The sequence below is a fragment of the Ruegeria sp. BB9 genome (assembly GCF_056539345.1).
The window spans coordinates 192,087-212,307 of the sequence record NZ_JBQFUU010000003.1; the positions used below are offsets into that span (position 1 = coordinate 192,087).

Annotated in this window: 21 protein-coding genes; 11 read left to right on the forward strand and 10 right to left on the reverse strand. The window is 63.7% G+C overall.

Annotated features, from left to right (window positions below):
* Positions 1-22: 22 nt before the first annotated feature.
* Genes ACR0FC_RS11810 through ACR0FC_RS11835 form a run of 6 tightly spaced genes read left to right on the forward strand, consistent with a single transcriptional unit; the run spans position 23 to position 5,599 of the window.
* Positions 23-1,177: an LLM class flavin-dependent oxidoreductase gene (locus tag ACR0FC_RS11810; RefSeq protein ID WP_170341188.1), complete on the forward strand. Its 1,155-nt coding sequence runs from the start codon at positions 23-25 to the stop codon at positions 1,175-1,177.
* On the forward strand, positions 1,177-2,067 hold the full coding sequence (locus ACR0FC_RS11815) for an aldo/keto reductase (RefSeq protein ID WP_170341186.1): 891 nt from the start codon (positions 1,177-1,179) through the stop codon (positions 2,065-2,067). The genes ACR0FC_RS11810 and ACR0FC_RS11815 overlap by 1 nt, the downstream gene beginning before the upstream one ends.
* Positions 2,064-2,582 (forward strand): flavin reductase family protein, encoded by a 519-nt coding sequence (locus ACR0FC_RS11820; protein WP_170341184.1) that lies wholly within the window; start codon positions 2,064-2,066, stop codon positions 2,580-2,582. Before ACR0FC_RS11815 ends, ACR0FC_RS11820 begins: the two co-directional genes overlap by 4 nt.
* Before the next feature lie 52 nt (positions 2,583-2,634).
* Complete coding sequence (locus ACR0FC_RS11825) at positions 2,635-3,222, forward strand: TRAP transporter small permease (RefSeq protein WP_170341183.1); 588 nt, start codon at positions 2,635-2,637, stop codon at positions 3,220-3,222.
* Complete coding sequence (locus ACR0FC_RS11830; protein ID WP_170341181.1) at positions 3,223-4,512, forward strand: TRAP transporter large permease; 1,290 nt, start codon at positions 3,223-3,225, stop codon at positions 4,510-4,512. It abuts the gene before it with no gap.
* A gap of 25 nt (positions 4,513-4,537) precedes the next feature.
* Complete coding sequence (locus ACR0FC_RS11835; protein ID WP_170341179.1) at positions 4,538-5,599, forward strand: TRAP transporter substrate-binding protein; 1,062 nt, start codon at positions 4,538-4,540, stop codon at positions 5,597-5,599.
* A 40-nt stretch (positions 5,600-5,639) separates the two neighbouring features.
* On the opposite strand, the gene ACR0FC_RS11840 is transcribed toward ACR0FC_RS11835, so the two are convergent.
* Entirely contained in the window at positions 5,640-6,110 is a 471-nt protein-coding gene (locus ACR0FC_RS11840) for a tetratricopeptide repeat protein (RefSeq protein WP_170341177.1), read from the reverse strand.
* Between the two features lie 6 nt (positions 6,111-6,116).
* On the opposite strand from ACR0FC_RS11840, the gene ACR0FC_RS11845 reads away from it, so the two are divergent.
* On the forward strand, positions 6,117-7,397 hold the full coding sequence (locus tag ACR0FC_RS11845; protein ID WP_170341175.1) for a cytochrome-c peroxidase: 1,281 nt from the start codon (positions 6,117-6,119) through the stop codon (positions 7,395-7,397).
* Between the two features lie 39 nt (positions 7,398-7,436).
* Here ACR0FC_RS11845 and gcvP read toward each other — a convergent pair whose 3' ends face one another.
* The 4 genes from gcvP to ACR0FC_RS11865 all read right to left on the reverse strand — a co-directional run bounded on the left by gcvP (position 7,437) and on the right by ACR0FC_RS11865 (position 13,412).
* The gene (gcvP, locus tag ACR0FC_RS11850) at positions 7,437-10,292 is read right to left on the reverse strand and encodes an aminomethyl-transferring glycine dehydrogenase (protein WP_170341173.1); all 2,856 of its coding nucleotides are present in this window, start codon (positions 10,290-10,292) and stop codon (positions 7,437-7,439) included.
* 143 nt (positions 10,293-10,435) lie between these two features.
* A complete protein-coding gene (gcvH, locus tag ACR0FC_RS11855) occupies positions 10,436-10,801 on the reverse strand; it encodes a glycine cleavage system protein GcvH (protein ID WP_170341171.1) in 366 nt (121 codons plus the stop codon).
* 18 nt (positions 10,802-10,819) lie between these two features.
* A complete protein-coding gene (gene gcvT / locus ACR0FC_RS11860; protein ID WP_170341169.1) occupies positions 10,820-11,914 on the reverse strand; it encodes a glycine cleavage system aminomethyltransferase GcvT in 1,095 nt (364 codons plus the stop codon).
* A gap of 316 nt (positions 11,915-12,230) precedes the next feature.
* On the reverse strand, positions 12,231-13,412 hold the full coding sequence (locus tag ACR0FC_RS11865) for a hydantoinase/carbamoylase family amidase (RefSeq protein ID WP_170341168.1): 1,182 nt from the start codon (positions 13,410-13,412) through the stop codon (positions 12,231-12,233).
* Between the two features lie 158 nt (positions 13,413-13,570).
* Between ACR0FC_RS11865 and ACR0FC_RS11870 the strand changes: the two genes are divergently transcribed.
* The 4 genes from ACR0FC_RS11870 to ACR0FC_RS11885 are packed head-to-tail and all read left to right on the forward strand — an operon-like array spanning position 13,571 to position 17,070.
* Positions 13,571-14,221 carry a histidine phosphatase family protein gene (locus ACR0FC_RS11870; RefSeq protein WP_170341166.1) on the forward strand — a complete coding sequence of 217 codons (651 nt, stop codon included), beginning with the start codon at positions 13,571-13,573 and terminating at the stop codon, positions 14,219-14,221.
* A gap of 18 nt (positions 14,222-14,239) precedes the next feature.
* Positions 14,240-14,854, forward strand: coding sequence for a glutathione S-transferase family protein (locus tag ACR0FC_RS11875; protein WP_093964176.1), 615 nt, complete (start codon positions 14,240-14,242; stop codon positions 14,852-14,854).
* Between the two features lie 14 nt (positions 14,855-14,868).
* Positions 14,869-15,924 carry a saccharopine dehydrogenase gene (locus tag ACR0FC_RS11880; protein WP_170341164.1) on the forward strand — a complete coding sequence of 352 codons (1,056 nt, stop codon included), beginning with the start codon at positions 14,869-14,871 and terminating at the stop codon, positions 15,922-15,924.
* Between the two features lie 3 nt (positions 15,925-15,927).
* A complete protein-coding gene (locus tag ACR0FC_RS11885) occupies positions 15,928-17,070 on the forward strand; it encodes a saccharopine dehydrogenase family protein (RefSeq protein WP_170341162.1) in 1,143 nt (380 codons plus the stop codon).
* An 82-nt stretch (positions 17,071-17,152) separates the two neighbouring features.
* On the opposite strand, the gene ACR0FC_RS11890 is transcribed toward ACR0FC_RS11885, so the two are convergent.
* The 5 genes from ACR0FC_RS11890 to ACR0FC_RS11910 form a co-directional block, all read right to left on the reverse strand.
* Entirely contained in the window at positions 17,153-17,356 is a 204-nt protein-coding gene (locus ACR0FC_RS11890; protein ID WP_093964173.1) for a DUF1127 domain-containing protein, read from the reverse strand.
* A gap of 50 nt (positions 17,357-17,406) precedes the next feature.
* Positions 17,407-17,634: a DUF1127 domain-containing protein gene (locus ACR0FC_RS11895; protein WP_141138513.1), complete on the reverse strand. Its 228-nt coding sequence runs from the start codon at positions 17,632-17,634 to the stop codon at positions 17,407-17,409.
* Positions 17,635-17,755: 121 nt separating this feature from the next.
* Positions 17,756-18,820, reverse strand: a complete 1,065-nt coding sequence (locus tag ACR0FC_RS11900; RefSeq protein ID WP_170341160.1) for a hypothetical protein — start codon at positions 18,818-18,820, stop codon at positions 17,756-17,758.
* Between the two features lie 100 nt (positions 18,821-18,920).
* On the reverse strand, positions 18,921-19,238 hold the full coding sequence (locus tag ACR0FC_RS11905; RefSeq protein WP_093964170.1) for a DUF3775 domain-containing protein: 318 nt from the start codon (positions 19,236-19,238) through the stop codon (positions 18,921-18,923).
* 87 nt (positions 19,239-19,325) lie between these two features.
* Positions 19,326-20,096, reverse strand: a complete 771-nt coding sequence (locus ACR0FC_RS11910; RefSeq protein ID WP_170341158.1) for a DUF1365 domain-containing protein — start codon at positions 20,094-20,096, stop codon at positions 19,326-19,328.
* Positions 20,097-20,221 lie beyond the last annotated feature (125 nt).

Below are 20,221 nucleotides of genomic sequence, written 5' to 3' on the forward strand. Positions count from 1 at the left end.
GCTCGGCAGGAGAGAGAATCAGATGACGATCGTCCCCATCACATCCCCCGATCTGGATGCGGCCGAGGTATCGTGGTTCGCGGCGCTGTGCTCGGACGATTATCAGTTTCTGGGGGTGCCCGACGGGGATCTGCGCTCCAGCTGGGAACATTGCTCGGGCATCGTGAAAGAGGCCGAGGCGCAGGGCTTCCGCAACATCCTGTGCCCGTCCTCGTATCAGGTGGGGCAGGACACGCTGAGTTTCGTCGCCGGCTGCGCCCCGATCACCGAAAAGATCAACCTGCTGGCCGCCGTTCGCTGCGGCGAGATGCAGCCGATCATGCTGGCGCGCACCATCGCGACGCTGGATCACATGCTGAAGGGGCGGCTGACGGTCAACATCATCTCGTCGGATTTTCCCGGGGAAAAGGCCGAGAGCAGCTATCGCTACCAGCGCTCGCGCGAGGTGGTCGAGATTCTGAAACAGGCCTGGGCGCAGGATGAGATCAATTACCAAGGTCAGGTCTACAATTTCTCGGGACTGACGACCGATCCGGCCAAACCCTATCAGACCGGCGGGCCGCTGCTGTATTTCGGGGGTTATTCGCCCGATGCGCTGAAGCTGTGCGGGCAGCATTGCGACGTCTATCTGATGTGGCCCGAAACCAAAGACCAGCTGGCCGAGCGGATGAAGGCCGTCCACGCGGTGGCCGACGAATACGGACGCACGCTGGACTATGGCCTGCGGGTGCACATGATCGTGCGCGATACCGAGGCCGAGGCCAAGGAATACGCCGACTACATCGTGTCGAAACTGGATGACGAATACGGCCGCGCGATCCGCGAACGGGCGCTGGACGCCACCTCGCTCGGTGTTTCGCATCAGGCCAGGAACCGCGAGCTGGCCGACAAATACGGCTATGTCGAGCCGGGCCTGTGGACGGGCGTCGGCCGGGCGCGGTCAGGCTGCGGCGCGGCGCTGGTGGGGTCGACCGACCAGGTGCTGTCGAAGATTGAAGAGTATCAGAAGATGGGCATCCGCGCCTTCATCTTCTCGGGCTATCCGCATATGGACGAGGCCCGCCATTTCGGCACCCGCGTGATGCCGCATCTGAAAACCTGCTCTCTTCCCGAAGCCTACGGAAGGGTCCCTGCTGACACCCCGGCGACGCCGCTGGGCAACGGAGTTCGTCGTTGATGCAACGTATCAAGCTTTCTGACACCCTAGAACTGAGCCGCCTTGTCTATGGCATGTGGCGGCTGGGCGATGACAGCGACACCTCGGCCGCGCATGTGGCGGCCAAAATCCACGCCTGTCTGGATCAGGGCATCACCAGCTTCGATCAGGCCGACATCTATGGCGACTATGGCGCCGAGGCGATTCTGGGCAACGCCCTGCGCGCCAATCCCGGCCTGCGCGACCGGATGGAGATCGTCACCAAATGCGACATCGTCGCCCCCTGCGGGCGCTATGCGGATGCCAAGGTGAAATACTATGACACCTCGCGCGCGCACATCCTGAAATCGGTCGACACCTCGCTGTGGGAAATGGCGATCGACCATATCGACCTGCTGCTGATCCACCGCCCCGACCCGTTCATGGACCACCATGAAACCGGCGCCGCGCTGGACGAGGTCGTGGCCAGCGGCAAGGTCCGCGCAGTGGGCGTGTCGAATTTCCGCTCCTGGGACTGGCAACTGCTGCAATCGGCCATGAAGACCCCGCTGGTGACCAACCAGATCGAGATTTCTCTGGGCGCGATCGCTCCGTTCACCAATGGCGATCTGGCCTTTCACCAGCAGCACGGCCACCCGGTGATGGCGTGGTCGCCGCTGGGCGGCGGAGCGCTGATGGCGGGTAATCCTCCGGTGGGCGTGGTCGCGGATGAGATCGGCGCGCAGTTCGGCGTCGACCGGGCCGCGGTGGCCGTGGCCTTCCTGCTGGCCCATCCGGCCGGCATCCTGCCGGTTCTGGGCACCAATAGCCTGGACCGCATCAAGCGCATTTCGGACGCCCTCAAAGTCAATCTGGATCGTGAAGTCTGGTTCCGCCTCTACGAGGCGGCGCTGGGGCATGAGGTACCATGATGAACGCATTTTCGAACGACATGGCGCGCACCTTCATTCCGCACAAGGACGACACCCGCACCCTGCGGGACGCTTTCGGCCGGTTCGCCACCGGCGTTACCGTGGTGACGTGCGACAGCCCCGACGGGCCGGTCTGCATCACGGCCAACAGCTTTTCCTCGCTGTCGCTGGACCCGCCCTTGGTGATGTGGGCCGGCGACCGGAACTCGCGCCGGTTCCCCTATTTTTACAAGGCGCGTCATTTCAGTGTTCATGTTCTGTCTGCCGACCAGGCCGAGCTGTGCTTTGGCTGCTCGAAAGACGCCTTTGCCCTACGCGAAATCGACCACGACCGATGCGAAAACGGAACGCCGCTGCTGCGCGGATGCCTGGCGCGGTTCGAATGTGAACAACATGCGTATCACGATGCGGGCGATCACGTTATCGTGGTGGGCAAGGTCTTGCGGGCCAGCATGGCGGACGGAGACGCGCTGACCTTTTACGCCGGCAAGCTCGGCCAATTCGCGCACCAATAAGCGCGGAACACGGTCGCGGGCAAAACCCGCGGCCTGAACAGGGAGGATCCGCATGGGCGGATTGACATCGGTGCTTGCGCCGATCGCATTCGTGAACGAAACCGCGCTGCGTCTGGGCCGCGCGGTCGGTGTCGTTGCGATCGCCTTCATGGTGACCGCGATCCTGATCCAGGTGTTCTTCCGCTACGTTCTGGGCAACGCCCTGCCCTGGCCTGACGAGGCGGCGCGGTTCTGCATGTTGTGGATGACCGGCCTGATGGCACCCACCGCATTCCGGCGCGGCGGGTTCGTGGCCATCGACATGCTGGTCCGCTTTCTGCCGCGCGTACCCGGCCAGTTGCTGAACCTGTTTCTGCTGCTGCTCAGCCTGACGGTTCTGGTGGTTGCCGTGCGCATCGGCTGGTCCGAGGTCACGGGCTTTGGCGGGCGTTTCGCCACCGCAGCGCTGTACCTGCCCACCTCGCTGGGCTTTGACGAATGGTATCGGATCCCGCGCAGCTGGATGATGGCCTCCCTGCTGGTGGGCGTGATCCTGCTGCTGTCGGTCAACGTCGAACTGATCCTGCGCTCGATCATCACCATGCTGGGCGGCGGTGAACTGCTGCCCGAGATCCCCGAAGCCGCCGTGGGGGCCGAATAGATGCTGGTCTGGTTCCTGCCCGTCTTCCTGGTGTTTCTGCTGATTGGCCTGCCGGTCTTTTTCGCATTGCTGGCCGCGCCCGGCCTGCTGCTTTGGCTGAACGGCCAGACCAACGACATCACCTTGCTGTATCGCAACGTCTACAACGGGATGGACAGCTTTCCGCTGATGGCCATCCCCTTCTTCATGCTGGCCGGAGAGCTGATGAACCGCGGCGGCATCACCATCCGTCTGGTCGAGTTCAGCCAGGCACTGATGGGGCATCTGCGCGGCGGGCTGGCGCATGTGAACGTGCTCAGCTCGATCCTCTTCGCGGGGCTGTCGGGCTCGGCGGTGGCCGATACCTCGGCGCTGGGCTCGATGCTGATCCCGGCGATGGAGAAGCAGGGCTATACCCGCAAGTTCGCCGCCGCGATCACCGCCGCCAGCTCGGTCATCGGACCGATCATCCCGCCCTCGGGGATCATGATCATCTATGCCTATGTCATGGGAGAAAGCGTCGCGGCCCTATTCCTGGCCGGCATCGTGCCGGGCGTCATGGTGGGCATCGGTCTGATGCTGATGATCAAGGTCATGGCCGACCGGTATGATTTCCCGGTGGCCAGCCGCAAATACACCTGGCCCGAGCGCGGTCAGGCCAGCCTCAAGGCCTTTTTCCCGCTGATGACGCCGGTGATCATCCTGGGCGGTATCCTGGGCGGCATCTTCACCCCGACCGAGGCCGCCGCCGTCGCCGTGGGTTATGCCTTCATCATCGGGTTTTTCGTGCTGCGCACGCTGACCTTGAAAGAGGTGCCCGACGTCCTCAGCAACGCGGGCATGACCTCGGCCGTGGTGCTGCTGCTGGTGGGGGCGGCGATGGCGTTCAAGACCGTGGTCAGCCTCAGCCACACGCCCGAGCAACTGGCCGCGCTGATCCTCGGACTGTCGGAAAACCCGCTGATCCTGCTGTTCCTGATCAACCTGCTGCTGTTCGTCGTGGGCATGTTCCTGGATGCAGGCCCGGCGATCATCATCCTGGGGCCGATCCTGGGCCCGATCTTCACCAGCCTGGGCGTCGACCCGATCCATTTCGCCATCATCATGAGCGTCAACCTGACCGTTGGCCTGGCCACACCGCCTATGGGGCTGGTGCTGTTCGTGGCCGCCGCCGTGTCACGCGAACGGGTGGAAACCATCGCCAAGGCGATCCTGCCGTTCCTGGCCGTCGAAATCGCAGTGATCTTCCTGATCACCTATGTCCCCGCAATATCCATGACGATCCCGCGTTTGACGGGATTTGCAAACTAGACTGAGTACCACAGGGAGGAAACGCATGCTCAGAACATTCTTCAAAACCGCAGCACTGGCCACGTCGCTGGTGGCGGCCTCGGCGCTGGCGGCCTCGGCGGCCGACTATACGCTGCGCGCCACCGCCAACTCGAACGAAAACGACGAGGACTATGACGGCCTGGTCGTGTTCAAGAACTTCGTCGAGAACGCCTCGAACGGCGCGATCGAGGTCGAGCTGTTCATCGGCACGCAGCTGTGCTCGAACGGGGCCGAATGCCTGCAGGGCGTGGCCGACGGCACCATCGACATCTACATCTCGACCTCGGGCGGGGCCTCGGGCATCTTCCCGTACGTGCAGGTTCTGGACCTGCCCTATCTGATGGCCGACGACCGCATCGCCGAGCGGGTCCTGTCGGGTGATTTCACCCGCAAGATGCGCGAAATGGCGCTGGAAGATTCGGGCGGCGCGATCCGTCTGATGACCATTGGCAACACCGGCGGCTGGCGCAATTTCGCCAACACCAAGCGCCGCGTGACCCAGCCGTCCGACATGGACGGGCTGAAGATCCGCACCGTGGTCGCCGACCTGCCGCAGGAACTGGTCAAGGCCCTGGGCGCCTCGCCCACCCCGATCCCGTGGCCGGAACTGTTCACCAGCTTCCAGACCGGCGTGGTTGACGGCTCGAAGAACGGCATCACCGACATCATGGGCATGAAGTTCCCCGATGCCGGCCTGCAATATGTCACGCTGGACGGGCACGCCTATATGGGCGCGCTGTGGTGGATGAACAACGCCAAGTTCCAGGAAATGCCCGAAGACCTGCGCCGTGTCGTCGTCGATGGTTTCTATGCGCTGCAGCAGGCCACCTTTGCCTCGCCCAAGCGCAAGTCGATCCAGGCCTATGAGGATTTCGTGGCCGGTGGCGGCGACCTGTACGTGCCGACCCCCGAAGAAAAAGAGGCGTTCAAGCAGGCCGCGACCCCGGTCTATGACTGGTTCCAGCAGAACGTCGCGCGCGGGGACGAGATCTATGGCGCTCTGACCGCGGCCGTGGCCGAGGCCGAGGCCGAGATCAACGCGGAACGCGCCGCCGACCTGAACTGATACGGTTCGGGCCGGGGTGTCGCGTCATCCCGGCCCGCCCTTACCGAAAGGGGTACATCCACCCCTTGTAGTCATTGACCAGCACATGGGCCTTTTCGATCTGTTCGGGCGTCATCTTCTTGACCACCTCTTCCAGGCTGATCGCCGCATCGGGGTCGCCGCCGATGGCGCTGAGCGTGTACCACATGTAGGCCCGCACCAGATCGGGGGCAGGCAGGCCCAGGCCCAGCTCGTAATACCACCCCACACCCGATTGCGCGCCCGGATGCCCCTTCATCGAGGCACGCAGATACCATTCGAACGCGCGTTCGTAGTCCTGCTCGACCCCAAGACCAAGGCCGTACATCACGCCGATCAACTCCTCGGCCTCGGCGTTGCCCGACCGGGCCGCGGGCAGAAGCTGTTCGCGCGCGGCGGCAAACTCGCCCGCCTCCATCAGATCGCGGGCCCGTTCCAGTTCGGCCCAGACGGGCGTGGCGGCAAGACAAAGGGCAAGCACAAGCTGGCGCATGGGGCGGTGGGTCTCCTGTTCTGCGGGGCGGCCTGGGCGCAGGACCTGCCCGCGCCGCTGACCGATGACGACTTTCTGTTCTTTGATAGGGAACAGGCCGCGATCGGTCACCAGCTATTTTATGACCCGATCCTGTCGGGCAACCGCAACATCAGCTGCGCCCATTGCCACCACCCCGATTTCGGCACCTCCGACGGCCTGTCGCTGGGCATCGGCGAGGGCGGCCAGGGTCTTGGCCCCGAGCGCACGCCCGGCACCGGGGCGGACCGCATCCGCAAGCGCATCCCGCGCAACGCGCCGGGCCTGTGGAACCTGGGCGCGCGCGACATCCACACGATGTTCCATGACGGGCGGCTCAGCCTGTCGGACGTCTATGGCAACGGGTTCAATTCTCCCGCGCAGGAATGGCTGCCCGAAGGGCTGAACTCGCTGCTGGCCGCGCAGGCGCTGTTTCCGCTGACCGCTCAGTTCGAAATGGCCGGAAACGTGGCCGAGAACGAAGTTACAGGCGCCGTGCATGACCGGATCGACAAGGGCTGGCCGATCATCGCCAAACGGGTGCGGACCGACCCGAAATACGGCCCCGCGATGGTGGCCGCCTTTGACGACGTGGACAGCACCGAGGACATCACCATCACCCATGTCGCCAACGCTCTGGCCGCTTTCATGGCCATCGAATGGCGCAGCACCGACAGCCCGTTCGACCAGTACCTGGCCGGAGACGAGACCGCCCTGACCCCCGATCAGAAGGCCGGGATGCAGCTGTTCTACGGCAAGGCGCGGTGCGCCGCCTGCCATTCGGGGCCGCTGCTGTCGGATCAGAAATTCCACGCGCTGGCCCTGCCGCCATTCGGCCCTGGCCGCACCCGGCAATGGGACGCCTATGCCCGCGACGTGGGCCGCATGGGCGAAAGCGACCGGCTGGAGGACGCCTACCGGTTCCGCACGCCCATGCTGCGCAACGTGGCGCTGACGGCGCCCTACGGCCACAACGGCGCCTTTCCCGACCTCGAAGGGATCATCCGTCACCACCTGAATCCGGCAACCAGCCTGTCACGCTGGACGACCGATCAGGCCGCGCTACCCAAGGTGCCGTGGCTGGAACAGGCCGATTTCATCGTCTGGCAGGACCGGTTCGAGATGGCGCGCCAACGCGCCAAAGTCGACATCACGCCAGTTGACCTGAGCGACGGTGAAATCGCGCAACTGCTGGCGTTCCTGCACGCCCTGACCGGAACGAGCGTGGAGACGCCGCCTTTTGGCGTGCCCGCGGACTTCAAGCCCTGAGAAAAACCCCCGCCGGATCGGGCGGGGGTTTCAGTGTTTTTATTCGGCAGCTTCCTCGTAAGCCTCCATCGGGGGGCATGTGCAGACGAGGTTCCGGTCACCGTAGGCGTTATCGACGCGGTTGACGGGCGACCAGTATTTGTCGACGCCCATAGATCCCGGCGGGAAGCAGGCCTGTTCGCGGGTATAGGGTCGGTCCCACTCGCCCACCAGGTCGCGCACCGTGTGGGGGGCGTTCTTCAGCGGGTTGTTCTCGGGGTCGATCTTGCCGTCGATGACATCCTGCGCCTCGGCGCGGATCGACAGCATGGCGTCGCAGAAGCGGTCCAGCTCGTCCTTGGGTTCCGATTCCGTCGGCTCGACCATCAGCGTGCCGGCCACCGGCCAGGACATGGTCGGCGCGTGGAAGCCGCTGTCGATCAGCCGCTTGGCCACGTCGTCAACGGTGATGTTGCCGGCCTCGGCCAGCGGGCGGGTGTCGAGGATGCATTCATGCGCCACCCGGCCGGACTCGGAGGTGTAGAGGATCGGATAGGCCTCCTGCAGGCGCGCGGCGATGTAGTTGGCGTTCAGGATCGCCACCTTGGTCGCCTGCGTCAGACCCGCGCCGCCCATCAGCAGCACATAGGCCCAGCTGACCGGCAGGATCGACGGAGACCCGAATGGGGCCGCCGAGACCGGGCCCACGGCGGTGCCGTATTCCGGGTGGCCCGGCAGGTGCTCGGCCAGATGCGCCTTGACGCCGATCGGGCCCATGCCGGGGCCGCCGCCGCCATGCGGGATGCAGAAGGTCTTGTGCAGGTTCAGGTGGCTGACGTCGCCGCCGATGTCGCCGGGGCGTGACAGGCCCACCATGGCGTTCATGTTGGCCCCGTCGATATAGACCTGCCCGCCGTGGTCATGGGTGATCTGGCAGACCTCCTGCACGGTTTCCTCGAACACGCCGTGGGTCGAGGGGTAAGTGATCATGCAGCCGGCCAGGTTTTCCGAGTGCTTCTCCGCCTTCTCGCGGAAGTCGGTCAGATCGATGTTGCCCTTCGCATCCGCCTTCACCGGCACCACCTGCCAGCCGACCATCTGCGCCGAGGCCGGGTTGGTGCCATGCGCCGAGGTCGGGATCAGGCAGACATTGCGATGCCCCTGCCCGTTGGCGATATGATAGTTGCGGATCGTCAGCAGGCCCGCATATTCGCCCTGCGCGCCCGAGTTGGGCTGCTGGCTGATCGCGTCATAGCCGGTGATCTGGCACAGCTTGTCATTCAGGTCGGCGATCATCTCGTGATAGCCCTGCGCCTGATCTTCCGGCACGAACGGGTGCATGTTGGCGAACTCGGGCCAGGTGACCGGGATCATCTCGATCGTCGCGTTCAGCTTCATGGTGCAGCTGCCCAGCGGGATCATCGCCCGGTCCAGCGCCAGGTCGCGGTCGGCCAGGCGGCGCATGTAGCGGGTCATTTCGGCCTCGGCCCGGTTCTTGTGGAAGATCGGGTGGGTCAGATAGGGCGTCTCGCGCAGCGCATAGTCCGGCAGGCGGTACTGCTTGTTCGAGCTGTCGTCCTTCTTGTCGATGCCAAAGGCGCCCCAGACTGCCTCGATCGTCTCGGCGCGGGTCTGTTCATCCAGGCTGATGCCGACGCGGGTCTCGCCGACCTTGCGCAGGTTGACGCCGCGCGCCACCGCCGCCTCCATGACGGTCTTCTGCAGCGGGCCGACCTCGACCGTGATCGTGTCGAAGAACACCTCGGGTTCGACCTTGAAGCCGTGCTCTTCCAGGCCCGCGGCCAGGCGCGAGGTCTTGCGGTGCACCGACTGGGCGATCGCCTTGATCCCGTCGGGGCCGTGGTACACGGCATACATCGAGGCGATCACCGCCAACAGCGCCTGCGCGGTGCAGACGTTCGAATTGGCCTTCTCGCGGCGGATGTGCTGTTCGCGGGTCTGCAGCGCCAGGCGATAGGCCTTGTTGCCGCGGCTGTCGATGCTGACGCCGATGATCCGGCCCGGCATCGCCCGTTTCAGCTTGTCTGTGGTGGCCATGTAGGCGGCGTGCGGGCCGCCATAGCCCATCGGCACGCCGAAGCGCTGGGTCGAGCCCACGGCGATGTCGGCGCCCATCTCGCCCGGCGATTTCAGCAGCGCCAGCGACAGGATGTCGGCGGCCACGATGGCGATGGCGTTGTGTTCATGCAGCGCCGCGATTTCCTTGGTGAAATCGCGCACATGGCCATAGGTGCCCGGATACTGGAAGATCGCGCCGAACACCGCGCCCGCATCCAGCTCGTCAGGGTCGGCAACCGTGACGTCGATACCCAGGGGCTCGGCCCGGGTCTTGATCACCGCGATGGTCTGCGGGTGACAGTTCTTGTCCACGAAGAAGGCCGCGTTGTTGGCCTTGGACCGGCCGCCGCGCTTGGCCATCGCCATCGCCTCGGCCGCTGCGGTCGCCTCGTCCAGCAGGGACGCATTGGCCACGTCCAACCCGGTCAGGTCGCTGACCATGGTCTGGAAGTTCAACAGCGCCTCGAGCCGGCCCTGGCTGATCTCGGGCTGATAGGGCGTATAAGCGGTGTACCAGGCCGGGTTTTCCAGGATGTTGCGCAGGATCGGCGCAGGCGTGGTGGTGCCGTAATAGCCCTGACCGATCAGCGAGGTCAGAACCTTGTTCTTACCCGCCACTTTTTTCATGTGATAGAGCGCGTCGCGTTCCGTCATCGCCGGACCCCAGTCCAGCGGGTCTTTCTGCCGGATCGCCGGGGGGACGGTGGCGTCGATCAGATCGTCCAGCGTCTTGAAGCCGATTACCTTGAGCATGTCACGCATCTCGGTCGGGCTGGGACCGATATGGCGGCGGTTGGCAAAGTCATAGGCTTCGTAGTCGGTCAGTTTGAAGGCCATTGCAGCGCTCCCATGGATAGGTCAGGCCCGGCGGAGACTGCGGGAGCCTCCGACGGGGATATTTCTTGCCAGATGAAGGGCGGAGCCCAAATTCGGCGGTATATGAAAAACGATGGAGCCCCATGCCGGGACTCCGGTCGGGTTTACCCGATGAACGTCTTGTAGGCGGCCTCGTCCATCAGATCTTCCAGCTGCGCGGCATCGGTGATCTTGATCTTGTAGATCCACGCTTCGCCCTCGGGATCCTCGTTCAGCGCGCCTGGGTTGTCGGCCAGCGTCTCGTTCACCTCGAGGATCTCACCATCGACCGGGGCATAGATCTCGGAGGCCGCCTTGACGGATTCGATCACCCCGATCTCGCCGTCCTTCGCAAACTCTTCACCCACGTCCTGCTGCTCGACGAACACCACCTCGCCCAGCTGCTCGGCCGCGTGCTTGGTGATGCCCAGCGTGGCCGTGTCGCCCTCGACCGTCAGCCATTCATGTTCTTCGGAATAATAGGTTGCCATGCTGTCTCTCTCCTGACTTCAACGCTTGTAATTCTGTTTGACGAAGGGCAGCGCCACGATCTGCGCCGGCTGCGCCTTGCCCCGGATGATCAGATTTACCTGTTCGCCCGGCTCGGTGTGGCCGGCCGCGACATAGCCCATCGCAACAGGGCCGCCGACCGTTGGGCCGAACCCGCCCGAGGTGATCTGACCGATCGTGTTGCCCTGAAGATCCTGCACCTCGACCCCCTGTCGCGCCGGGGCGCGGCCGTCGGGTTTGATCCCCACCAGCTTGCGTGCCGGGCCTTCGGCCAGTTCGCGCTGGATGCGATCCGCGCCGGGAAAGCCGCCCTCTTCCTTGCGCCGCTTCTGGATCGCCCAGGCAAGGTTGGCCTCGATCGGCGAGGTGCTTTGGTCGATGTCATTGCCGTAGAGGCACAGACCCGCCTCCAGCCGCAGGCTGTCGCGCGCGCCCAGGCCCGCTGGTTCGCAATCCTCATGCGCCAGCAGGGCGCGGGTGACCTCGATCGCCTTGTCCTCGGGGATCGAGATCTCATAGCCGTCCTCGCCCGTGTAACCCAGTCGCGAGATCCGGCATTCGACGCCGTTAATCCGGGCCACGGTGGTTTCCATGAACTTCAGATCGCGGGCCGCGGGGCACAGTGCGCCCACCACGTCCTCGGCTTTCGGGCCCTGAACCGCCACCAGCGCGCGGTCGAAGATCTCGGTCACCTCGACCCCGTCCAGATGCGCGCGCATGTGCGGAATGTCCTGATCGCGCAGCGCCGCGTTTACCACCACGAAGAAATGATCGCCCGCGTTCGACACGATCAGATCATCCATGATCCCGCCGTCCGCGTTGATGAAGAACCCATAGCGCGCCTTGCCCTCGGGCAGCGTCGCAAAAGCCTGCGGGCACAGCGCCTCGAGCTTCTCGCCCACATTCTCGCCCCGCAGGATCACCTGGCCCATGTGGCTCACGTCGAACAACGCCGCCTTCTCGCGGCACTGCTTGTGTTCGCCCATGATTCCCAAAGGATACTGAACGGGCATCTCCCAGCCCGCAAAATCAACCAGCTTGCCTCCCAACTCAACATGAAGGTCATACAACGGCGTGCGCTTCATTCCAGGCATGTCAGTGTTCTTTCTTTTGGCAAAAGTGACGCGATGGACTGGATCCGGAAGCATATGGCTGGGAATACCATGCCACGGCAGCCTTTTCGGATCGAGTCAGAGGAATTCTGGCAGGGCGACATGCATTTTCCGGTACCGGCAACTTCACGGCTGGCGGTGTTCCGTCCGACTTCAGATCGCAGGTATTCATCACGGCCTAAATCGCTCATGGACAAGGAGTATACATCTGCATGCTGCAGCTTTGTGTCGTATAGGAAACTTTTTTCCGTTACGCAACAGCTGAAATTGCAATATTCACGGTCGGCGGCCACATACCTCAGCGATCGGCAAGTGCCGCCTCCAAGGCCTTCAGCCCCGTCACCAAATCGGCCTCGGCGGTATCCTCCGCGAAGTCATGACTGATACCGTTGATGGATGGAACGAACAGCATTCCGACCGGCATCAAGGCTGCCACGTTCGACGCATCGTGCAAGGCCCCGGACGGCATGACCCGCCAGTTGCCGGGCGCGACGGTCTGGGCTCCGTGTTCCAGCGACCGCCGGAGGGTTGGATCCATTTCAACCGGTTCGATGCCCAGCATTGGCCCGAACTGCGCTTCGCCCCCGATGGATTCACTGACCTCTTGGGCGGTCGTACGAATAATGCTTTCCATTCGGGCCAGACGATCCGTGTCCTGATCGCGCCACTGCATCGAGAAACGGACCCGACCAGGAACGATTGACGAGGCATTCGGAGACAGCTCAACATGACCGATCGTCCAGACCGTCTGCGGGGTCACCACGTTGCGGAACCGCTCGTTGATCAGGCCATTGAAGATCGTCAGAGCCTGGAACGCGTCTCGGCGCAAGTGCATCGGCGTCGTGCCGGCGTGGTTCTGCTGGCCGGAAAACTCGATGACCATGTCGCGAATGCCCACGATGTCCGAGACCACACCGATGGCCTCGGCGTTGGCATCCAGAATCGGACCCTGCTCGATATGCATTTCGATGAACCCGGTGAATTGGGCGGGGTTCACAAAATCCTGCATCAGACTTTGCATCCGAGCGCGCGCGTCACCGAACCGTTTGCCCGCGTGGTCGGTCAGGTCGTCAGCCTGCGCAAGGGGCAACTTGCCGGACCAAATGGCTGATCCGGTCGTGACGCCGAACCGGCCTTCCTCATCCTGAAAGCTGACCACCGAGATCGGGCGCTGGCTGGAGCGAGCCAGCTCCAACGCCGCGATTACGCCCAGCGCGCCATCCAGCCAACCGCCCTCGGGCTGGCTGTCTGAATGTGACCCCATCAAAAGCGACGGCGCGGATGCCAGACCGAACAGGTTTCCGACCGGATCAAAATGCGGTTGCAGCCCGGCCTCCTGAAACCGGTCGGCCAGCCATCGCCGCGCCGCAATGTCCGCGTCTGAATATGCCGGGCGCACGACGCCCTTACCCACCCCCGCAGCTCCGAATTCCCGCAGCTTGTGCAGATCATCCAGAAACCTCTGCGCATTCACGGCCATTGCGCTGTCCTTTCTTGTCGCTTGCCGCAACTCTATCGCCGAGCCGTCCGCCCGCAAGCCCGGTTGCAGCCTGTCCCGGTTTTTTGACGGCAACCGGCCGAACACCTCTGGCCCCTGCGTGCAAGCTGCCCTAAGACTTCGGGCCAAGAGGGACCGACATGTCATACATCACATTGGTACGCCACGGGCAGGCCAACACCACCGCACGGGACGAACACAGTTATGACAAGCTCAGCGAGCTTGGGCATCAGCAGGCGCGCTGGCTTGGGGCCCATCTGCGCGAGACCAAAGCCCATTATCCACGGGTGTTTTGCGGCACCCTGACCCGGCATGTGGAAACGGCGGCAAGCATGGGTCTGCCGGAACCCGTCCGTGATGCACGTCTGAATGAAATCGAGTATTTCACCCTTGCGCAACTGTTCGAGGAACAGCACGGCGTGACGATCCCGACGGACCGCGAAGGCTTCGTTCAGCACCTGCCGCTGACCTTCAAGGCTTGGGCCAACGGCGACATTCGGAACGCGCCCGAAACCTTCGAGCAGTTCGAGACCCGCGTCTCGGACGCTCTGCGGGAAATCCATGACGACGACGGGCCGGCCATCGTGGTGACCTCGGGCGGGTTGATCTCGATGGTGGTGCGACAGGCGATGGGTCTGGACATTCCGGCAATGGCGCGGGTGGCCCTTGCCATCATGAACACCTCATTGCATCGTCTGCACCCGATCGGAGCGGACCTGAGCCCGGTTCTGTTCAACGCGGTTCCGCATCTGGAAGCGCCGGACCGGCATTTCGCCCAGACCCACCTGTAACCGGATCGGAGGTCCCAGATGCAGATCTACTACGCACCCCGCACTATCTCGATCGCCGTCGTCATCGCGCTTGAGGAAGCCGGTCTGGATTATGAGGCGATCAAACTGGACTTCGCTGCGGGCGAGCAGACGACGGCGGGCTACAAGCAGATCAACCCCAAGGGTCGCGTTCCCGCTCTGGTGGTCGATGGTGGCATTCTGACGGAAACCGGCGCTCTGCTTGAATACATTGCAGCCAAGGCCCCGAAGGCCGGGCTTGTTCCGGACGATCCGGTCCTGGCCGCGCGGATGCGCGAGGTGATGTATTACCTGGCCTCGACCATGCATGTGAACCATGCGCACAAAATGCGCGGTCACCGTTGGGCGGATCAGGAGTCCAGCTGGCAGGACATGAAGGGCAAGGTGGCCCAGACGATGACCGAGTCCTGCGCTTACATCTCGTCAAACGGGCTGCGCGGCCCGTTTGTTTTGGGCGAGGTATTCTCGCTGGCCGACGCCTATCTCTACGTGGTTTGCAGCTGGTTGGAAGGTGACGGGGTCGATGTCACTGCCTTTCCCAAGATCCAGGCCTTCCGCGCGGCGATGGAGGCCCGACCCTCGGTTCAGGCGGTACGGGCCGCCGGAATGCTCTGACAAAAGGACATCGCATGACACATCTTTGGGTCCGGGCCGAACAGCGCCCGAACGAGGAACGGGTGGGGCTGACGCCCGAGGGCGCGGCGCAATTGATCGCGGCGGGCATCCGCGTGACGGTCGAGGAAAGCCATGTCCGCGCCATCCCGATCGACGGCTACCGCGCGGCGGGCTGCGAAATCGCGCCGGAGAACTCGTGGCCGGAGGCGCCGCTGGACGCGATCATCTTCGGCCTCAAGGAACTGCCCGAGGACGGCACGCCCTTGCCGCACCGCCACATCATGTTCGGCCATGCTTTCAAGGGCCAGCATTCGGGCCGCAAGCTGTTGGAACGGTTCAAGGCCGGTGGTGGCACGCTGTATGACCTGGAATACCTGGTGGACGAGACCGGGCGGCGGGTCGCGGCCTTCGGCTATTGGGCCGGGTATGCCGGCGCGGCGGTCACGCTCAAGACTTGGGCGGCGCAGCAGCGGGGCGAGATCTGCGGCCCCGTCGGCGTCTATCCCGGCAAGGACGCGTTGAACGCCGAACTTCTGGCCGAGTTGGACGCCACCGGCGCTCCCCGCCCCCGCGCCATCGTCATCGGCGCGCTTGGAAGGGTCGGCACCGGCGCGTCCGATCTGTGCGAGGCGATGGGGGTCGAGGTGACCAAATGGGACATGGCCGAAACCGCCGATGGCGGGCCGTTCCCGGAGATCCTCGAACACGACATCTTCCTCAACTGCATCTTCGCGCGCCCCGGCACCCCGGTCTTTGTCCCGCGCGAGGCGCTGAATGCCCCGCGCAAGCTGACCGCCATCGGCGACGTGGCCTGCGACCCCGACAGCGACTACAACCCGGTGCCGGTCTATGACCGCGCCACAACCTGGGAAGAACCCGCCCTACGCGTGGCCACCGACCCGGTTCTCGACGTCATGGCCATCGACAACCTGCCCTCGATGCTGCCGGTCGAAAGCTCGGAAGACTACGCCGCGCAGCTTCTGCCCTCGTTGCTGACCCTGACCGACCTGACCTCGGGCGTTTGGGCGCGGGCCGAGGACACCTTCAAATCCCATATCGAAAGGATCTGAGCCATGACGATTCACTGGTGTGGCACCGGCCTGTCGGCCATCCCCGGCCTGCGCCGCCTGATCGAGGCCGGCCACAAGGTCACCGTCTGGAACCGGACCGTCGGCAAGGCCCGCGCCGAGGTCGGTGACCTGTCCGACGACATCCGGGCCTTCGACATTGATGCGCTGGGCGCGGTGCTGGAAAAGGGCGACGTGATCGTCTCGATGCTGCCGGGCGACTGGCACGTGCCGCTGGCGGAACTGGCGATCGAGAAGGGCGCGCATTTCGTCTCGTCCTCCTACATCGCGCCCGAGATGCGCGCGCTGGACGACAAAGCCCGCGAGGCCGGCGTCGCGCTGGTCAACGAGGTCGGGCTGGACCCGGGCATCGACCACCTGATGGCCCATGCGCTGGTGGACGATTACCGCGCGTCCGACGCCTTCGACCCGGAAAACCACCTCAGCTTCATTTCCTATTGCGGCGGCATCCCCAAGAACCCCAACCCGTTCCGCTACAAGTTCAGCTGGTCGCCCTTGGGTGTGCTCAAGGCGCTGCGTTCGCCCTCGCGGTCGATCCGCGACTATGCCCCGCTGGACGTGGCCCGGCCCTGGGACGCGATCAGCACCTATGTCGCGCCGCTTCCCACGCCCGAGAGCTTCGAGGTCTATCCGAACCGCGATTCAATCCCCTTCATGCAGCAGTACCATTTCGAGGAGCACTGGCCGGTCAAGGAGTTCGTCCGCGGCACCCTGCGGCTGAACGGCTGGTCGGATGCCTGGTCGGACGTGTTCCGCGAGATCGAAACGCTGGAAGGCCCCGAGGGCGATGCCCGGCTCAAGGAAATGTCCGACCAGTTCTGGGCCGAGAACGCCTATGAAGAGGGTGAGCCGGACCGCGTCGTGCTCTGTGTCGGGCTGAAGGCCGAGAAGGATGGCAAGGCCGTCTGGCACAAGACCTACGTGATGGATGCCTGGGGCGACGCGCGCGGCAGCGCGATGGCGCGTCTGGTGTCGATCCCGGTTTCGCTGGCGGTCGAGGCGGTGCAGGACCGCGCCATTCCCGCCGGTGTCCATGCCGCGCCCAGCGATCCGAAACTGGTTCAGGCCTGGATGGCCGAGATCGACAAGCTGGCACAGCACCTGCAGGTGGTCGACCACTTGGCCTGAACCAACCAAAAAAGCCATTCCGGACGCACCGGAATGGCTTTTTTCTGGTATTGTGACCGACCGTTCGATCGGCGCCTGTGGTTCAGATGTAGCGCTCGATCGTTTCCTCAAGATCGCTGCGGTTGATGCCAAGCTCGGACAGCTGCCGGTCATCCAGACCACTCAGATGTTGCGCCGCGCGTACGATGTCATCCTTGACCGCCCGGATGCGCATGGCGCGATCGAACAGTAGCAGCGCGCTGGCGGATGGGCAGGGTTGTTGAGTCGGTTGCATTGTGTCGAGCATCGGCTGTTTCCTCCCGGTTTGGCCGGTGTCCTTTTGGGGCGCGGCCCTGGTTACTGCGTAAACGCGGCGCGCTGATAGACGCTCTGATAGGCCGTTTGGGGGATGTCTGAGCGGGTGATGCCGATATCGTGGAGCTGCTGGTCGCTCAGGCGTTCGAGGTCACGGACCGTCTTCGCAAAGATCTGCTTCCGAAACCGTTCGGTCTTGGCCTCGGCGTATTTTGCAAAAAGGTCATGAAACAGGCTGTGGTTCGACTGTGTGGTTTGTGCGGTTGCCATTGGTTTGTCCTCCTGAAAACCGAACTGCATTGCAGTACTGTCATCAGATAAAAGGACGCCGCGTTAACGGTTCCGTACCAACGGATTAAGCTTTGTTAACCTGACGTCATGATGGGCAGAGTCACTGACCGGATGGCAGGGCCACCCGGATGGCGAAGGCGGTGGCGGGGTCGATCTGCGGGTCAGCAAGAAGCGCCCGCAGCGCAGGGGCAAGCGTATCATCCCCCCAATCGCGCGTGGCCAGGGCGATCTGCCCGGCCGTGCTTTTGTCGTGCGCCATCTCGTCGACAAAGATATCCAGGATTTTCCCGCGGTGTTCCGGCATCGCTTCGCCGCCGTCGATCAGCGCCGCGATGATCGCCCGGCGATCCTTTGGAGAAAGCGGGCTGGCGGTCAGAGCCTCCTTGATCGTGCTCAGGGCTTGGTCGCCGTCGATTTCGATACCGGCAAGCGCCCATTCGCGCAGATTGAACCCTCCGGTGGCGACCGCCTTTGGATAGACCGCGCGCACCGCCTTTGCCGCGGCCGGATCAGATTGCAGGCCCAGCAGCCGGATCGTTGCCGGGGCATAGGCTACGCGATTCAGGCTCCGCAAATCGCGCAGAAGATACGGGGTTGCAGCAGCGTCGCGCAGGCCGCGCACAGACGCATAGGGTGCCCGGTGGAGTTCGATGAGAGCGGTGTTCCGCAACAACCGGTCTCCGGAATTCAGATAGGCCGCGAAAAACGCGGCGCGCTCGGCGGATCGGGATCCGTCCAACCGCCAGCCTTGGCCTTGCGCCTGTGCCTCGGCAACAAAATCGGCCCGCTGCGGCGTCATCAGAAATCCCTTGGTCCAGGACTGATCAAAGGCGCGCCCGGCCTTGTCCCGGCGGCCTGGGCCATAGATCATCAGGACCACCCGGTCAGGATCGGCCCGCAGAGCATTCCGCGTGCTGCTGTCCACCAGAAACGGTATCTGGGGGAGGTCTGCAACCTCGTCCCAACTGCCTTTCAGCAACCCGACAGGTGCATAGCGGAAAGGGTCGTCGGGCGCGGGTGCAGCCAGAACGATGACCGAAGCAGACAACAACCGGTCGGCCAGAGAGTTTTCGGGAAGTGCCAGACAAACAGTGCAGGCCAGCGCCGGACGCTGCGGCCACGCGGGCACGGCCATAAAGGCCAACACCAATATCGTCTTTAACATGCGCGGCATCCGGCGCCCCTGCTGTGGACCGGGCGTTGTGCCAAACACGGCGCCCTCTGCCCCGGAGCATAGCGCAGAAACACCGTGCGGGCGACCAAGACTACATCAGGTCGTTCTCGACATCTTCGGCCGAGATGCCCAGCGCGTCCAACCCGTTCTCAAGGTGATCCGACAGATGCGGCGTGCCGATCAGGTAATCGGCACATGGCGTCGAGGCCTCGGCCTTGGCCGTAGCGATCGCCTCGCTGAGGTCGTCCGGGAAAAAGCTTTCACGTCCAATCCACATGATCGCGACCAACTCGGCTTGCTCGTCTTCGTCCATGCGATCGATAAAAGCCCGCAGCTCGCCCTCGGCGCGATCCAGTTCGCGGCCCATCATGGCGACCTGGGCGACTTTGGTTGGCGAGATTTCCAGCATTGGTTTCAACTCCTCTGTCCGCAATTGGAGTCCATCTCAACCATTGCACAGCGCCTGCGTCCTTGATCTTGCGCAAACTGCAGATCGTCACTCGTGCGGGCGCGAGACCGGGTGAGATGGCACCGGTGCGGTGCGGAACGGTCGGAAGGTGGCCTTCTTGACCCACAGTTTCAGTGCCTGCCAGTGGATCAATGCAACCGCCCGCCGCGCGCCAAACGGGCGTCGCAGCAGCGAACGAAGGATCGCGCCATTGGTGAGAGGTTGCCGGATGCCCGTGAGCGTGGCAATCAAACCGCCCCCGTCGCGGCCGTAGTCGATCCAAACCCCGACCCGATCCGGGCGCAGGTCGAACCGGAAAGTGTAGGTGCCCTCGATCTTTTGAAAGGGCGAGACATGCATGACCTTGGTCGCGCAAATCCGGTCAGAAGGAGCGATCACGTCAAACCCCGGCTTGTGGCAGACATAGCTGTGCCGCGTTCCATGAGTGTTGGTGACCTCGGCCACCACGGCAAACAGTGCGCCTGCGTCATTCAGGCAAAACCAGAAACTGACCGGGTTGAATACGTGGCCCAGCACCCGGGGTTGGGTCAGCAACAGAACCTGCGCGGGTTGGGGGATTTGCATCGCCCGCAGACTGTCGCGGAGCCACGGGGCACCCCGACCATCGCCAGGCACACCTCCATGATCGCGGGTCCGCCAGCCGGTGAGGTTGGGTCTATCTACCGAAAACAACGCGGGCGTTTCCGCTGCCTGTTCGGGATCCAGCAGAATGTAGTCGACCGAGTAGCGAAAGGCGTTCTCGATGGCACCTTTCCTTCCGTGAAAGGTATGGGCCGGAACGAAGTCGATTTCTGGCATGGTCGGACTGATCTTTTCTAGCGGTCAACATTCTGGATCGGCTGCGTTTTTCAGCGAACATCCATGATCATGATACGAAAAAAACGCGCGACCGGATCAAAAATCTCGGGCAGGCGTGATCCGAC

Bases quoted from the DNA above. Each gene is read 5' to 3' on its own strand.
- ACR0FC_RS11810 (WP_170341188.1), top strand. From the start codon at position 23: ATGACGATCGTCCCCATCACATCCCCCGATCTGGATGCGGCCGAGGTA.
- ACR0FC_RS11815 (WP_170341186.1), top strand. From the start codon at position 1,177: ATGCAACGTATCAAGCTTTCTGACACCCTAGAACTGAGCCGCCTTGTC.
- ACR0FC_RS11820 (WP_170341184.1), top strand. From the start codon at position 2,064: ATGATGAACGCATTTTCGAACGACATGGCGCGCACCTTCATTCCGCAC.
- ACR0FC_RS11825 (WP_170341183.1), top strand. From the start codon at position 2,635: ATGGGCGGATTGACATCGGTGCTTGCGCCGATCGCATTCGTGAACGAA.
- ACR0FC_RS11830 (WP_170341181.1), top strand. From the start codon at position 3,223: ATGCTGGTCTGGTTCCTGCCCGTCTTCCTGGTGTTTCTGCTGATTGGC.
- ACR0FC_RS11835 (WP_170341179.1), top strand. From the start codon at position 4,538: ATGCTCAGAACATTCTTCAAAACCGCAGCACTGGCCACGTCGCTGGTG.
- ACR0FC_RS11840 (WP_170341177.1), bottom strand. From the start codon at position 6,110: ATGCGCCAGCTTGTGCTTGCCCTTTGTCTTGCCGCCACGCCCGTCTGG.
- gcvP (WP_170341173.1), bottom strand. From the start codon at position 10,292: ATGGCCTTCAAACTGACCGACTACGAAGCCTATGACTTTGCCAACCGC.
- gcvH (WP_170341171.1), bottom strand. From the start codon at position 10,801: ATGGCAACCTATTATTCCGAAGAACATGAATGGCTGACGGTCGAGGGC.
- gcvT (WP_170341169.1), bottom strand. From the start codon at position 11,914: ATGCCTGGAATGAAGCGCACGCCGTTGTATGACCTTCATGTTGAGTTG.
- ACR0FC_RS11865 (WP_170341168.1), bottom strand. From the start codon at position 13,412: ATGGCCGTGAATGCGCAGAGGTTTCTGGATGATCTGCACAAGCTGCGG.
- ACR0FC_RS11870 (WP_170341166.1), top strand. From the start codon at position 13,571: ATGTCATACATCACATTGGTACGCCACGGGCAGGCCAACACCACCGCA.
- ACR0FC_RS11875 (WP_093964176.1), top strand. From the start codon at position 14,240: ATGCAGATCTACTACGCACCCCGCACTATCTCGATCGCCGTCGTCATC.
- ACR0FC_RS11880 (WP_170341164.1), top strand. From the start codon at position 14,869: ATGACACATCTTTGGGTCCGGGCCGAACAGCGCCCGAACGAGGAACGG.
- ACR0FC_RS11885 (WP_170341162.1), top strand. From the start codon at position 15,928: ATGACGATTCACTGGTGTGGCACCGGCCTGTCGGCCATCCCCGGCCTG.
- ACR0FC_RS11890 (WP_093964173.1), bottom strand. From the start codon at position 17,356: ATGCTCGACACAATGCAACCGACTCAACAACCCTGCCCATCCGCCAGC.
- ACR0FC_RS11895 (WP_141138513.1), bottom strand. From the start codon at position 17,634: ATGGCAACCGCACAAACCACACAGTCGAACCACAGCCTGTTTCATGAC.
- ACR0FC_RS11900 (WP_170341160.1), bottom strand. From the start codon at position 18,820: ATGTTAAAGACGATATTGGTGTTGGCCTTTATGGCCGTGCCCGCGTGG.
- ACR0FC_RS11905 (WP_093964170.1), bottom strand. From the start codon at position 19,238: ATGCTGGAAATCTCGCCAACCAAAGTCGCCCAGGTCGCCATGATGGGC.
- ACR0FC_RS11910 (WP_170341158.1), bottom strand. From the start codon at position 20,096: ATGCCAGAAATCGACTTCGTTCCGGCCCATACCTTTCACGGAAGGAAA.